Here is a 13222-nt window from a genome sequence, read left to right on the forward strand (position 1 = left end):
ATATGAAAAGCGTATTTGTATTCGTAAGTATTTTCTTTTGTTGTTTCCTTTATAACGTTAAGGAAGGATTTGCCGCTAGTCCAATGACACCTAGTTTTGAAGTGAAGTTATTATTAAAGCCAGAACAAGTACTAGGTCCTAACAAAGAGATGAAGCAAGATGTACTAGAGCATTTCCAGGCTGGTACAAATTATGAAAGAATACAAGTACAGTTTTTAGATACTGCAAATAAAAATTTAAGTAATGAAGGCTGGTTTGCCAGAATACGAAAGAAAGAATTTAGTAAAGATTTTGAGCTAACATATAAAAAAAGATATCCTATTCCAAATGGTGTAATTCAAGATGCACTAGAAGTAGCTAAAAAAGAAGGATTCGATAGTAATACGGATAGTTATGAGGCGGAAATAGACTGGGGATTTGAAAAGAAAACGTTAAGTATTTCAAATAAGAAAAGTTACAGTGCGAAAGGATATGGAGTACTTGATTTACCAAACGAAAAAGCTGCTCAAAACATGTTAGTAGAAAAGTTACCAGGGAAAATGAACAAATGGTTGTATACGAATTGGGGAGAAGAGATGTTAAGGGATTCCCGTATTTACGGTCCTGTATTAATGAAACGGTATACAGGGGAGTTTGAAAATAGTAAAACGAATATTGAAGTGTGGCCACTAAGTAATACAGGGAAAATAGAAGATGATTTCGTAATAGAAGTGTCGTTTAAAACAAATGAGGAAAGTATTGCAAAAGAAAAAAGAGAATTATTAATGAAGAGTTTAGAACAAAAAGGATGGCTGTTACCAAAAGATAGTTTGAAGACAGAGCTTATTTTTCAGTAAATAGTAAAAAGGAATCCATATGCCATGGATTCCTTTTTATATATGAGTATTAAGCTAAATCATGTACAGAGATAATAAAGTTGTTTAATTTACAATAAAGTCATTTAAAAAATAATATAGTTGTTTAAAAATCCTTCTTCTACTAACGAGGCAGGTTAGTGGAAGAAATAGCAAGTGGGTTTAACTAGGAGAAGTGTCGATGACATTAAAGAAGACACCGAGGTGTCTTCTGTTTTTTAAATTAAAAATATCGATAAATTAGGATTTATTTACTTAACATTATACTTATTTTTGGACCGAGGCATCTAATCGCTGAGTATATACAAACCAAGTAATGCTTGTTGTTAATAATGTTGACGAAATTAAAGCTGTAAGAACACTATATGTTTGCCAAATAAGTATCGTTGACCAATCGAAGGCAAAAAACATTATACACTGGGCAATCGTAGCGATTAGGAAAATAATTGTTACGATTGTTCTCTTTTTTGTCATCGGCTGCTGCTCATTCGTTTTCCTTTTTCTTAATCCTAAGAAAAATAACAGAACGGCTAATAGGCAAAGAATAATTGTGGTAGACGACAAAATGATGTCCAAAAGCTGTGTGCCGCTTATCTCATATGACTGAGTTAGATTGCCGTTTAATATATTTTTAACTTTTAGTACCAGGTTTATATTGGTATTTGCGCCGTTGCTCAGTAAGCAGATGGCTGTTCTTTCATTTGGCAGTATGGCTACTTTGGTACTAAAATTTGGATTACCCCCATTGTGTTCTATAAACGTTTGTTCGGCGTTTACCGACCAACCTGCCGCATAATACATATCATTGACAGCCGAAACAGACATATCACCCCTATGTGATTTTTCGATGGCCCTGTGAAATATTTCGGGTATGTCCTGCACGATACCCATCTGTATGCCCATCCAACGCGCCATATCTTTTGTATTAGAAATGATATAGCCGGCAGGTTTATTCCCAGCATAATCCGGAGCGTTAAATGGAGTTGTTATAAAAAAAGAAGAACGGTAGCCCTGTGCTAACTGTCCAGTGGCTTGAGCATCTTCTTTATAAACATACGTCTGGTGAAGACCTAAGGGTAGAAATACCTGTTCCTTCATAAAGTCTTCATAGCTTTGTCGTGATACAATCTCAATAACCAAACCCAATACATCATAATTAACGGTTCCATAGTTATATTGTTCACCGGGAGAGAACGCCAATTCTGCATCTACCAGCGTTTCCACAGTCTTTTGCAACATATCAGGCGTATTACCTTGTGGAATATTTTGAGTATGTCTAATATTTGTTAGGCCGCTGGTATGGTGAAGAAAATTATTTAGTGTAAGGTTTTGCATAGCAACAGGTTTACCTTGATACTTTAACGTAAACCAAGGTAAATATTTTTGGATAGGATCAGTCATTGATAGCAGCCCTTGCTCTTCCAATAGCAAAATCCCCATACCAGTAAAAGCTTTACTCACCGAGGCCAACTCATAGAGTGTATTTTCACTTGCAGACAATCCCTTTTCAAGATCTGCATACCCAGAAGAAAAGTAGAACACTTCACCATCAGCAAGTATTGAGATTGACATTCCAGGCACACCTGATGTACGACGGGCATCATCTAGCAATGCTTGTATTGCCTCAGATTTCGAATCTGACAACGCATAACTTTGTGATGCGAATCCTGGGAATAATATAGATATCGTTAATACAAAAACAATAGTCTTTTTCATACACTCTCCTTTTTGAAGAATTATAAGGATATAAATAACTTATTTTTATAACTATAAACTAAATTCTAATTTATCTTTCTATTTACCTATATAATATGAAATAATTGTGAAGAGTTACACTTAAACTAACGGGGGCGTTAGTTCAATAAGAAGTAAACAACTTTATTATTCGTTTTTTAAGCATTACATAAGCAGATGGATATAATTTGAAACAACTTTAAAGAGGCTTGCTGCATATAGAATGTAGTAAGCCTCTTATCTTTTTTAGTCAAAATTCAATAACTTTATTATCACTATACAAATCAGCTGACACGAACATATCACTATTTTGAAGATTTTTAGAGCGTAAACTATAAGCAACTACCTTCTTTTTATATTGTTTTACAACATCAACATGCTCTTCATGACTGTAAATATAAAATGTGAAATCTTTTTTACCACGTTTTGCATGGATAATTAAAGGAGTGCCTTCATTATGGGGTGGTGCATAATAGCGATCTAAAAATAAACCTTCGTTAAAATCATGAATAATTTTTGATTTCTGTTCGCCTTCTACGTTATTTCCGTGAATTGTAATAGTCACATTCTCTTCTTCAAGTTTTGGATGTGTTTCGTACTTGCTAATAATGGATTCAATAACAGTGTTAGGAAGGCTAGAAACGATAATTTTAAATGCTCCAAATACAACTAACATTACAATAAACCAAGTCGTCATAGTATATCATCCCCTTTATTCTATTTAATAATATAACTCATATGGTAATAGTACATAAGGTGAAGTTTTGTATAATTTGTGAAAAATTTTCCTGTTTTTGAACGTTTTTTAACAAATGGAGCTTTGTAAAGAATGAGAGGGAATATTTGGTATGATAAAAGTGTAGAAGCTTTCTATATATTATAAGGGGGTTATGAAATGGGGAAATTAGATGGTAAGGTTGCTTTTGTTACAGGAGCTGCGATGGGGAACGGAGCTGGAATTGCTCATGTATTTGCAGAGCTAGGGGCGAAAGTATTACTTGTTGATATTTCAGAGACAGTTCATGAGACAGCCAAAAATATTGTAAGTAAAGGGTTAGATGCTGCAAGTTATGTAGTCGATGTAGCTGATATGGATGCTGTAAAAGAAGTAGCGAAAGATGCATATGAGAAGTACGGAAAGATTGATGTGTTAGTAAATAACGCCGGTGTTATTCGACTTGCAAATTTTTTAGATATGTCAGATGAAATGCGTGATTTTCAATTTCAAGTAAATATTAATGGGGTATGGAATTTTTCTAAAGCGGTATTGCCATATATGGTTGAGAAAAATTACGGAAAGATTGTGAATATGTCTTCTGTAACAGGAACATTGGTTGCTGATGAAGGTGAAACTGCATATGCAACGACGAAAGCAGCAATTTGGGGATTTACAAAAGCGTTAGCACGAGAAGTTGCAAAACATCATATTACCGTAAATGCAATTTGTCCAGGTTACATTATGACACCAATGGCAGAGCAAATAGCAAATGAATCTGATCCAAATGAGCCGAGTAATGTAATCGATGGAATTGCTTCAGGTGTTCCTTTAGGACGTTTAGGGAAAATTGAAGAAGTAGGTCAGTTAGCAGGTTTTTTAGCATCCGATGAATCAAGCTACATAACAGGTACACACATTGTCATTGATGGTGGTAGTACATTGCCAGAAACGGTTTCAGTGGGTGTAAAGTAAAAGGATTATGAATGAGAGTTTTAGTTCTTTGAATGATAACGCTAGAAGAAATCTGAAAGAGATTTCTTCTAGCATTATCATGTTATGTAATATTATTATTAGAAAAATCAATTTTGTTACAAAAAGTTGAAATTGAAGTATTTTAAAAGAAAAAGGTTTATAATAAAAATATAACTAATAACCACATTACTAATTATAAGGAAGTGTAACTATGAGTACTGTAACAATCGTGTATGGTATTATTCTTTCCACAATTATCGTTTTATTTTTCGTTGGGGTTTCACGTTACATTCACAAATGGAAAGAAGGCGTTGCGAAATTAAATCACATTGAAGAAGAACTTAGTGATTTAATGTTACATCATGGTAAGTAAAAGGTTTATTTTTAGCTAAATAATGTGAAGGATATCACAAAACATGTTCTCATTATGAGGCATGTTTTTTTGTTATGTGAATGATAGGCACATTCATACATTTTTTCCATACGATACAGTGTGAAAGCCGAAATGTTCGGAGTGGAAAAGAGGGATAAAATGAGTAGTTCAGGTTATGTTCCAGATAATAAAAATTTAAAGAAAAGTTCAGGAACTCCAAATCTTTTCTTTGATTCACGAAAAAATATCTTTTTTAAGAGGAATGAGAAAAACGTTGCATATGAAGTTACGTCAACGCAGTTACCAGCAATGATAGGTGGTGCGTTTGTTGATTTATTTATGACAAAAGGGCATATGCGGGAACCACATTGGCATCCGAATGCGTGGGAATTGGATGTTGTAGTATCAGGAGAAGCAGTTACATCCATCTTAAATCCCGAAACGAATCAATTGCAAAATTATCATGTGAAAGCGGGGCAAACTGTCTTTATTCCAATGGGATGGTGGCATTGGATCACAGCGGTAACAGAAGAAGTGCAATTACATTTGTTCTTTAATAACGATCAGTTTGAAACAGCAGAAGGATCAGACATACTTAGATTAACACCGCCAGAAGTATTTCAAGCTGCATATGGTGTAAGTGCAGAAAAATTAGAGAAGGACCTTTCGCCAATTAAGGAATCAGTTGTAATTAGTCCTACTAACTCAAATCGAATAAATAGTGTGAAAAAAAGTGACGAATCAAATATAGTCGTTACGTTAAATGGACAAATAACATCATGTGAAATAGAGTAACTCTTTCTTTTTAGGAAGAGTTACTCTATTTGTATAATTTTGTAATTTAATTCGTTATAATTATGAGATAGAAGGGAATGTATTAGAGGGGGTATATTGTGAACATATTAAAGGTTATAGGAATAATTGTAGGAGTCATTATAGTAGCTGTTATAGCTTTCTTCGTTATTATGAATTACTATTTGTCAAAAGAAGATCCTGATTACGTATTAAAGTACATAAAAGAACATAAAGAAGATGAAACATGTTCATTACTTATTAAAAGAAATGGAGAAGTATTAACTTCTATAAATGAAAATAAAAAATTGCCATTAGCGAGTATGGCAAAAATCGTAATAGCAGTTGAATTTGCTAAGCAAGTGTCAGAAGGAAAAATAAGTCGTGATGAACAAATTTCATTGCACGAGCTAGAAAAATATTACGTTAAAGATACTGATGGTGGAGCACATCCTGACTGGTTAGAAGATGCTAGAGAGAGAGAATTAGTGAAAAATGGACAGATTAATTTAGAAGAAGTAGCTAAAGGCATGATTCATTATAGTTCTAATGCAAATACAACATATTTGTTAGATAAGCTTGGAATAGAAAGAGTAAATGAGAGTATAAAAGAGTTAGAGCTTACTAGTCATGATAAGTTTACTTCTTATACGGCTGCACTATATATGAGAGGATACGTAGAAAAAGAACTTCATGTGCCAGAAAATCAGTCATTAAAAACGTTACGTAACATGTCAAAAGATGAATATAATAAACATGTGTTACAAATACAGGAATGGATGAAAGATGAAGAAGAATGGAAAAAACGGGATATTCCATTAAAGGTAGATATGGAATTTCAGCGAATTTGGTCAGATCGATTAGTGGGTGCAAACGCTAAAGATTATATGAGTATAATGGAAAAGATGAATAGTAGAAAGTATTTTCCAAAATCAATGCAAGAAGAAATCGAGAACATTTTCCAAGGAACAGTTAAAAATAGTAAGTTCGAATATGCTGGTCAAAAAGGTGGTTCTACCGCATTCGTATTGACAAATACAGATAAGAAAGGGAATAAAGTAGAAGTTGTCATTATGTTTAACGATATAGAAGATCAAGTTGCATATCAAAAGCTGCGAAATAATATAGATTATTTTATTCGAGACATTATAACAAGTGAGGAATTTAGAATAAAATTATAATAGAATAATTTTATTATGTAAACAAGATGCTATTAAAGGTAGGTGTTGAGATGAGGTTGAGGGAGTATATGCTTGAAACGTTTCCAAATTTAGAACTTAGACCACCTCTATTTTATAATGGGGATATTGGTATTCGCTTTAAATTAGGTGTGAACTATGATTGCACTAATATTTATGAAAACTGTCCATATTTAGAAGGCGTTTATAATAGAGCCATTACTTTATTTCAGTCTTTACATTCCAAAACAGACGATATTTATATTGTAGTGGATGTAAATGATTTTGCAGACGGTGAAACTTTCAAACACAAATTGAATATCTTTTCTAAGTATGTAAAAGAGAAGTCTGATTTGTTTAAGTTACAGAAAAATACAATCCCTTATGTTTTTCCAGAAGATGATGAAGATGGATTGTATAAAACACATAGATTTACTTTGAAATGTAAAGTTTCAGACTTGAAATATATTCCTATGCTAAAAGCAATTTGTAATCAAGATATGGGAATCAAACCGCGTATTTTTCATATGGTGTATTTCATAAATGTTAACAAGAATACTATATTTCACATTTATGATGATAGAGGTTGTGATGTATTAGCTACCTCTCCTAATACAATTAGGGATATGTATCATACATATAATGATTGGATATTAGATTACGATCGAAATAAAATCGATAAAGTATTTAATTGAATGTAGTCTATTTTAAATGAGGGAAACACCATATGGGGTGTTTCCCTTTTATTAATATGAAAATCAACATTTAAAATTGACAGCACTTATTATAAAGGTGAAGGGATTTGATAATAATGTATTGAATTTGGGTAGAAACGGAAAAAGGAGATGAATAAATGACAACAATATATTTCGTTCGCCATGCCCATTCTACCTATACAAAAGAAGAACGGGAGCGACCTTTATCTGAAAAAGGACAATTGGATGCAGAGAATGTAACACACTTATTAAAAGATAGACATATTGATGTAGTGATTTCTAGCCCGTACAAAAGAGCAATTCAAACTGTACAAGGAATTGCGAATACATATGATGTATCGATACAAATAGAAGAAGATTTACGAGAAAGGTTATTAAGTTCAGAGTCAGTAACAGATTTTAATGATGCAGTCCAAAAGGTGTGGGAAGATTGGGATTTTGCACACGAAGGCGGAGAATCGAATGATGTAGCGCAAAGGCGTGCTGTAATATGTATGCAAAATATATTAAAAAAATATAAAGATAAGAATATTGTAATAGGAACTCATGGGAATATTATGGTATTACTCATGAATTATTTTGATTCAAAATATGATTTTCGATTTTGGAAAACAATTCGTATGCCTGATATATTTAAGTTGAATTTTCATAATGAAGATTTAGTTTCTGCCGAAAGGATAGAGAATACGGGTCATCAGATAAATAATTTGTAAAAGTTTATCAAAAAAAGAGGAAAGAGAGATGTTATTGTAGAAGTATGACTTTGTAACATAAAAAATATATGTTAAAGGAGGCTGTTTACATGTTTGAGAAAGAGAAAGAAGGGCTTATTGAAGTTCACAACGTATATGAAATTGCACCAGCAGATGGAACAATTATAGGTATGGCAACGGAAGAAGAAATGGAAATTGCTGCTGAGCTAGAGCTGCAGTACTATGCCCATTCTCGTTTGTTAGAAACAAATATTCAGTTAGACGGTTCCTCCTACAAAGAGTTACTTCAGGAGTTCCAGGAGTACGAAAGAAAATCAATGAGCTTTTGGCGAGCAATACATAAGCGTTTAGCTGTGCCATGGGCATGGGTATTACGTATTGACGTTGCGAATGGTCCTATATATGTAAGTAATGGGAATGCGTATTACGAAGAAATCGATGATGAAGAAGATTATGAATAGATAAGTAAGGAAGCAACTTTAGTTGCTTCCTTTTTTTATTCGTACAGATTGAACAGCCTCAATAATAATATCTGGTCGATCATTTTCTATTCCGTGACCAGCATGTTCAGCAAGTATATATTGGCTGTTTATTGAGAGTTGTAATTGTTCATGAATCAGTTCTTGCCACATTGCTTCAAGTTGTGTCGCTTCCTCTTTTTGCATGCCGCCCTCAGTCAACTGAGTAATAGAATATTGAGGGTCTCTACCGATAACGATTAAAGGTACTTCTAATGTTTTATAGAGTTCTTTTATTGAGCGAGCACAATTTTTCCACGTAGATAGTTCAGAAGCTGTCGCTTTATATAATGTAGGAGAGGTAGAAAATTCAATGTACTGTCTTGATTGATTAGCGAGTATTGGCTTTAGTTCATTAGAAAGCATGTCTACATCCATTTTAGAGTATGTATTATATTTTTGAAGCCACATATCATCCGAATCAGTCTGATCAGAAATTGGTAAATGAAGTTCATCTAATCGGTGTAAGTTCATGGATGTAGAATCAACTAAAATAAGTGCTTGCAACTTATCTTCATGTAACATCGCAAAATGTTGTGCACATAAACCTCCATAGGAATGACCGATTAGAATGATTGGCTCGTGAATATCCAATTTTTGTAGCAACAAATGAAGTTCTTTTGTTACTTGTAACGTAGTACGTGAATAATTCCCTAGTTCACTTTTTCCGTAACCTGGGCGATGGTAGGAAACGACTGTAAAGTGCTGTGAAAGCTTTTCTATAATAGGAAGCCAATCATAAAATGAGCAAGTCATTCCGGTTTGAATGACTACAGTTTGTTTACTACTTCCTTTCATATATACTTCTATAGTTTGCCCCAATACCTCTACAAATTTATAAATAGTAAACCCTCCTAACTAAGATTGAAGTAATTTTTGACAAGCGAAAACAATACACCAGACACCTATACCGAATAGGACAGATGTACTAAGTGCAAATGAGTTTTTTAAACCGATATAAACGATAAATAATAGTAGTGCGGATGCAGGAAATCCATATAATACACCTAAAGCAAATTGACTTAATTCTTGTTTGTTCCCGCCTTCGAAAGAAATCCAAAACAGGCTCAGTAAACTAACGAGAGGAAGGGCAGCGATAAACCCGCCAATCGTACTATAATGTTTAGCTACTTCAGTAATAACACCGATAATAAGTGCCGAAACGATTACTTTAACGAGGAAATGCATACTTTGCCTCCTTCGCTAATAATGAAAAAGCTTTTTCAATTAATTGTTGTTCTTCTTTCGATAACTGCGATTCTAATATTTTTATCTTTTCTTTATCTAGTAAAGTATGCTTTTCTAATACTTCAATGCCTTCTTTCGTTAAAGTAAGGTTCACAACTCTTTCATCTTGTTTGTTTCTTTTTTTCATGATATAGCCTTTTTGAATAAGGCGCTTTACGTGTTCAGAAGCTGTGTTATGAGAGAGAGTAAGCTCAGTAGCGACTTTTCCAATTGTTATTTCTTTCTCACGAGAAACGATTTGTAAAATACGAATAGCTTGGTGAGAAAGATTGTCTTCATATTCATATCGTAAGTGATAATAAATGTTCTCCCAATGCTGATTGATGTCTTTCATAATAATAAATCCTCCTGTTTTTATATCGTATATTAAGATATATTCGTTAGTGTAGAAATAAAATCCTTTTATTTGGATAAAAAATGTTGAAAAAGTTTATTTTTATTGAAATATAAGGTAATCTATGTGTAAAGGTATACATTTAGCAAGAGAGAGGATGATAGCTGTGAATACATTCAAATGGATGAGTCATGAACAGATGTATGTAGATGAAATACATGTTGAAAAATGTGGTCCTCTTTCAGTCGGCGTATATGGGGGAAATCAAGAGAGTGATGCATATGAACGAGGAGATGCGGTGCTTGCTTGGTGGGATCCTGAATTACAATTTGAATTTGTTATGATTTTTGATACACATCACAAAACAAAAAATATAGATTATATAGTAGAAGCAATTTCGGAAAGAAAAGAGAAACTAAAAGAGTTATTTTCCTACCCGATACATTTAGCTTTTCATCATACTCATATGTATTTGTTAGCTTTATTTACAGATGAGCTGTTTATTGAAAAATGTGATCAAGATGATGAGGAACTCGCATGTTTAATATGTTTGCGAAAAGGCGAATTTTTATATTGGTTATCAGTTGGTAATTGTTTCGCATATTTATTCCATTCTGAGAAAACGAAGAATGGGAAAGGGCGATTAAATAAACGGAAGAATTACGAATATATCGGTAGGAAAAATATTTTTGCAGCAAATACACCTTGCTTTACGTCAGGTGTAAGAGGATTAGAAAAAGGAATGAATCACATCGTAATGGCAACGGACGGTATTTTAGAGTGTGATAAACGAAGGTTTGATGATGACCAATCTTTAATAGAAATATTACACGACGGAAGTTGCTTACAGATTGAGCCAGTATTAACAAATGTACTGCAGTGGAAAGGTAGAGATTGTGCCACAATTATTGGATGGTCCATTGACACTGAAAATAAACGATGTGCTAATTAATATAAAAGGAGTTCAAGGTTTTTATCCTTGAACTCCTTTTTTTAAGCAATATGGATGTGATACGTTTTTAACCATTCATTTACTTGTAGCATGTATTCCATAGCACTTCTTGCTTCGAAATTGTTAATTTCTTTATTACTCTGATCGGCAATAGCAAGTAATGTGGAATGATTAATAAGTGAGAAAATAGGATTGTTTTTATTACTGCACATGTCGAGTGATAAATGACGAATTTTTTGTAAATAATGTGGGTCTTGTGAAGTTGGATACGCACTTTTTCTTCTATTGCGTACATCGTCAGGTAAAGCAGGTTTCAGTGCTCTACGTAAAATGCCTTTTTCAATATTATCAATGCTTTTTATGTTGAAAGGAACGTTCCATAAATATTCAACTAATCGATAATCGCAAAACGGTACACGAACTTCAAATCCTACAGCCATACTCATACGGTCTTTACGGTCAAGTAAGAACGGAAGAAATCTCGTTAAAAATAAATAAAACATTTGACGTTGTTTCGCGGATTTTTTACTTTCACCTTCAAGAGTAGGTACTTCAAGTATCGCTTCTTGGAATCGTGTATCAATATAGTTTTCTAGATTACATTGGTTACTTATTTCATGTAGTAGAAGAGGAGATGTATTTTTCCAATTTGTTAGCCAAGGAAATTTATCTACATATAGTAATTCTTCTTGATGAAACCAAGGATATCCACCGAATACTTCATCAGCAGATTCTCCCGATAAAGCTACGGTCGCATCTTTTTTCATTTCGCAAAATAGTAAATATAGTGAAGTTTCCATTTCGCCAGCACTCGGTAAATCTTTTGCACGGAGGGGAACGAATAAGTGATTAGCTAATTCTTCAGCATTCACAATAATATCATGATGAGATGTCCCTACATGTTCAGAAACGCGTTTTACCCAAGGAGCGTCTAAACCAGTGCGAGCAAATGTCAGCTCGAAATCTTTTGCGCTATTTACAAAGTCAACGGAATACGTATGAAGTGTTTTATTTTCAGCAGCAAATTCTTTCCCCGCTAGTGCAGTAATACCGCTAGAATCTAATCCTCCTGATAACATGCAAACGAGAGGGACATCGGCAATTAATTGTCTTTTTACTGTATCTTGTAAAATAGATAAAATATGCGATGATGTATCTTCTATAGAATCTGTATGGACCTTACTTTCTAAATTCCAATACTTCGTAACTACTTTTTTATCACGTGTAAACGTTATAGAATGTCCAGCACGCACTTCTTGAATATGTTTAAAGACGCCACATCCTGGAGTTCGAAATAACCCTAATCCAAATATTTCATTTATGCCATCCGTATCAATTTCAGCAGGGACAGATGGATGAGCTAATAATGCTTTAATTTCAGATCCGAAAATAATACTGTCATTTCTTTCTGTATAAAAGAGTGGTTTTACGCCTAAATGATCACGTGCTAAAAACAGTTGTTGCTTCTGATCATCCCATAAGGCGAAAGCGAAAATGCCGTTTAAATGTTGTACGCAGTCTTCTTTCCATTCTAAATAAGCATGTAGTAACACTTCTGTATCTGAATGCGTTTCAAATGTATGACCACATTTCCTAAGTTGTTCTCTCAGCTCACGGAAATTATAAATTTCTCCATTATAAGTAAGAGCATACGTATAATCACCAGCACGAAATGTCTTCGGTTGTGTTCCGCCTTCTGGATCAATTACAATTAAACGCCGGTGTGCAAAGGCCGCGCGAGGTGAAAACCAAAATCCTTCAGCATCCGGACCACGATGCTGAATACGATTTGCCATCTCTTTTAAAATAACATGTTCATTAGAAAGATCCTTAGTCCAATTTACCCAACCTGTAATTCCACACATACACATCTCATCTCCTAATTTTAAATAGTAGGTTAACGAAATAAAATGTACACTAAGTTAAAGAATGACTATATAAATAGTGTACTACATGAATCAAATTGCAGACTTGAGAAAATTTTCTTTGAACGCATAGTTACGTGAGACAATGGCTAAGGGAAAGTATTCCATTACATATAAAAAATAATAAAAAGATGAGAGAAAATATTTTTTTAGACGTTATATAGGGTGTAAAAGCTTTTACAAAAAAATAAGGGG

The 13222-nt window shown here is 33.6% G+C and carries 15 protein-coding genes; 9 read left to right on the plus strand and 6 right to left on the minus strand.

What is annotated here, in order from left to right:
* Positions 1–2 precede the first annotated feature (2 nt).
* A complete protein-coding gene (locus tag PDQ40_RS01665) occupies positions 3–836 on the plus strand; it encodes a hypothetical protein (protein WP_000843592.1) in 834 nt (277 codons plus the stop codon).
* A gap of 285 nt (positions 837–1121) precedes the next feature.
* Here PDQ40_RS01665 and PDQ40_RS01670 read toward each other — a convergent pair whose 3' ends face one another.
* A complete protein-coding gene (locus PDQ40_RS01670) occupies positions 1122–2570 on the minus strand; it encodes a serine hydrolase domain-containing protein (RefSeq protein ID WP_270691204.1) in 1449 nt (482 codons plus the stop codon).
* A 268-nt stretch (positions 2571–2838) separates the two neighbouring features.
* Positions 2839–3285, minus strand: coding sequence for a YfmQ family protein (locus PDQ40_RS01675; RefSeq protein WP_000214587.1), 447 nt, complete (start codon positions 3283–3285; stop codon positions 2839–2841).
* 198 nt (positions 3286–3483) lie between these two features.
* Between PDQ40_RS01675 and ucpA the strand changes: the two genes are divergently transcribed.
* From ucpA to PDQ40_RS01710, 7 genes are all read left to right on the plus strand, one after another.
* A complete protein-coding gene (ucpA, locus tag PDQ40_RS01680; protein ID WP_000517016.1) occupies positions 3484–4278 on the plus strand; it encodes an SDR family oxidoreductase UcpA in 795 nt (264 codons plus the stop codon).
* 211 nt (positions 4279–4489) lie between these two features.
* Positions 4490–4651 (plus strand): hypothetical protein, encoded by a 162-nt coding sequence (locus PDQ40_RS01685; protein ID WP_000109006.1) that lies wholly within the window; start codon positions 4490–4492, stop codon positions 4649–4651.
* 159 nt (positions 4652–4810) lie between these two features.
* Entirely contained in the window at positions 4811–5446 is a 636-nt protein-coding gene (locus tag PDQ40_RS01690; RefSeq protein WP_000098971.1) for a cupin domain-containing protein, read from the plus strand.
* A 98-nt stretch (positions 5447–5544) separates the two neighbouring features.
* On the plus strand, positions 5545–6624 hold the full coding sequence (locus tag PDQ40_RS01695; protein WP_163262657.1) for a serine hydrolase: 1080 nt from the start codon (positions 5545–5547) through the stop codon (positions 6622–6624).
* A gap of 50 nt (positions 6625–6674) precedes the next feature.
* Positions 6675–7316, plus strand: coding sequence for a DUF3885 domain-containing protein (locus tag PDQ40_RS01700; protein WP_001239358.1), 642 nt, complete (start codon positions 6675–6677; stop codon positions 7314–7316).
* Positions 7317–7474: 158 nt separating this feature from the next.
* Entirely contained in the window at positions 7475–8050 is a 576-nt protein-coding gene (locus tag PDQ40_RS01705) for a histidine phosphatase family protein (RefSeq protein ID WP_000208295.1), read from the plus strand.
* Positions 8051–8139: 89 nt separating this feature from the next.
* The gene (locus PDQ40_RS01710; protein WP_000461770.1) at positions 8140–8511 is read left to right on the plus strand and encodes a hypothetical protein; all 372 of its coding nucleotides are present in this window, start codon (positions 8140–8142) and stop codon (positions 8509–8511) included.
* Between the two features lie 18 nt (positions 8512–8529).
* Here the strand turns inward: PDQ40_RS01710 and PDQ40_RS01715 are convergent, their stop codons facing one another.
* Genes PDQ40_RS01715 through PDQ40_RS01725 form a run of 3 tightly spaced genes read right to left on the minus strand, consistent with a single transcriptional unit; the run spans position 8530 to position 10150 of the window.
* On the minus strand, positions 8530–9366 hold the full coding sequence (locus PDQ40_RS01715; RefSeq protein ID WP_001997188.1) for an alpha/beta hydrolase: 837 nt from the start codon (positions 9364–9366) through the stop codon (positions 8530–8532).
* 60 nt (positions 9367–9426) lie between these two features.
* Positions 9427–9756: a DUF3147 family protein gene (locus tag PDQ40_RS01720; RefSeq protein WP_000545637.1), complete on the minus strand. Its 330-nt coding sequence runs from the start codon at positions 9754–9756 to the stop codon at positions 9427–9429.
* On the minus strand, positions 9740–10150 hold the full coding sequence (locus PDQ40_RS01725; protein ID WP_000651920.1) for a MarR family winged helix-turn-helix transcriptional regulator: 411 nt from the start codon (positions 10148–10150) through the stop codon (positions 9740–9742). The genes PDQ40_RS01720 and PDQ40_RS01725 overlap by 17 nt, the downstream gene beginning before the upstream one ends.
* A gap of 124 nt (positions 10151–10274) precedes the next feature.
* Between PDQ40_RS01725 and PDQ40_RS01730 the strand changes: the two genes are divergently transcribed.
* Positions 10275–11102: a protein phosphatase 2C domain-containing protein gene (locus PDQ40_RS01730; RefSeq protein WP_002163702.1), complete on the plus strand. Its 828-nt coding sequence runs from the start codon at positions 10275–10277 to the stop codon at positions 11100–11102.
* A 41-nt stretch (positions 11103–11143) separates the two neighbouring features.
* Here the strand turns inward: PDQ40_RS01730 and asnB are convergent, their stop codons facing one another.
* Positions 11144–12967, minus strand: coding sequence for an asparagine synthase (glutamine-hydrolyzing) (gene asnB, locus PDQ40_RS01735; RefSeq protein ID WP_270691205.1), 1824 nt, complete (start codon positions 12965–12967; stop codon positions 11144–11146).
* Positions 12968–13222: the final 255 nt, after the last annotated feature.

Source organism: Bacillus cereus group sp. Bc061, assembly GCF_027715825.1.
Lineage (GTDB): Bacteria > Bacillota > Bacilli > Bacillales > Bacillaceae_G > Bacillus_A > Bacillus_A paranthracis.

Bases quoted from the DNA above. Each gene is read 5' to 3' on its own strand.
- PDQ40_RS01665 (WP_000843592.1), top strand. From the start codon at position 3: ATGAAAAGCGTATTTGTATTCGTAAGTATTTTCTTTTGTTGTTTCCTT.
- PDQ40_RS01670 (WP_270691204.1), bottom strand. From the start codon at position 2,570: ATGAAAAAGACTATTGTTTTTGTATTAACGATATCTATATTATTCCCA.
- PDQ40_RS01675 (WP_000214587.1), bottom strand. From the start codon at position 3,285: ATGACGACTTGGTTTATTGTAATGTTAGTTGTATTTGGAGCATTTAAA.
- ucpA (WP_000517016.1), top strand. From the start codon at position 3,484: ATGGGGAAATTAGATGGTAAGGTTGCTTTTGTTACAGGAGCTGCGATG.
- PDQ40_RS01685 (WP_000109006.1), top strand. From the start codon at position 4,490: ATGAGTACTGTAACAATCGTGTATGGTATTATTCTTTCCACAATTATC.
- PDQ40_RS01690 (WP_000098971.1), top strand. From the start codon at position 4,811: ATGAGTAGTTCAGGTTATGTTCCAGATAATAAAAATTTAAAGAAAAGT.
- PDQ40_RS01700 (WP_001239358.1), top strand. From the start codon at position 6,675: ATGAGGTTGAGGGAGTATATGCTTGAAACGTTTCCAAATTTAGAACTT.
- PDQ40_RS01705 (WP_000208295.1), top strand. From the start codon at position 7,475: ATGACAACAATATATTTCGTTCGCCATGCCCATTCTACCTATACAAAA.
- PDQ40_RS01710 (WP_000461770.1), top strand. From the start codon at position 8,140: ATGTTTGAGAAAGAGAAAGAAGGGCTTATTGAAGTTCACAACGTATAT.
- PDQ40_RS01715 (WP_001997188.1), bottom strand. From the start codon at position 9,366: ATGAAAGGAAGTAGTAAACAAACTGTAGTCATTCAAACCGGAATGACT.
- PDQ40_RS01720 (WP_000545637.1), bottom strand. From the start codon at position 9,756: ATGCATTTCCTCGTTAAAGTAATCGTTTCGGCACTTATTATCGGTGTT.
- PDQ40_RS01725 (WP_000651920.1), bottom strand. From the start codon at position 10,150: ATGAAAGACATCAATCAGCATTGGGAGAACATTTATTATCACTTACGA.
- PDQ40_RS01730 (WP_002163702.1), top strand. From the start codon at position 10,275: ATGTGTAAAGGTATACATTTAGCAAGAGAGAGGATGATAGCTGTGAAT.
- asnB (WP_270691205.1), bottom strand. From the start codon at position 12,967: ATGTGTGGAATTACAGGTTGGGTAAATTGGACTAAGGATCTTTCTAAT.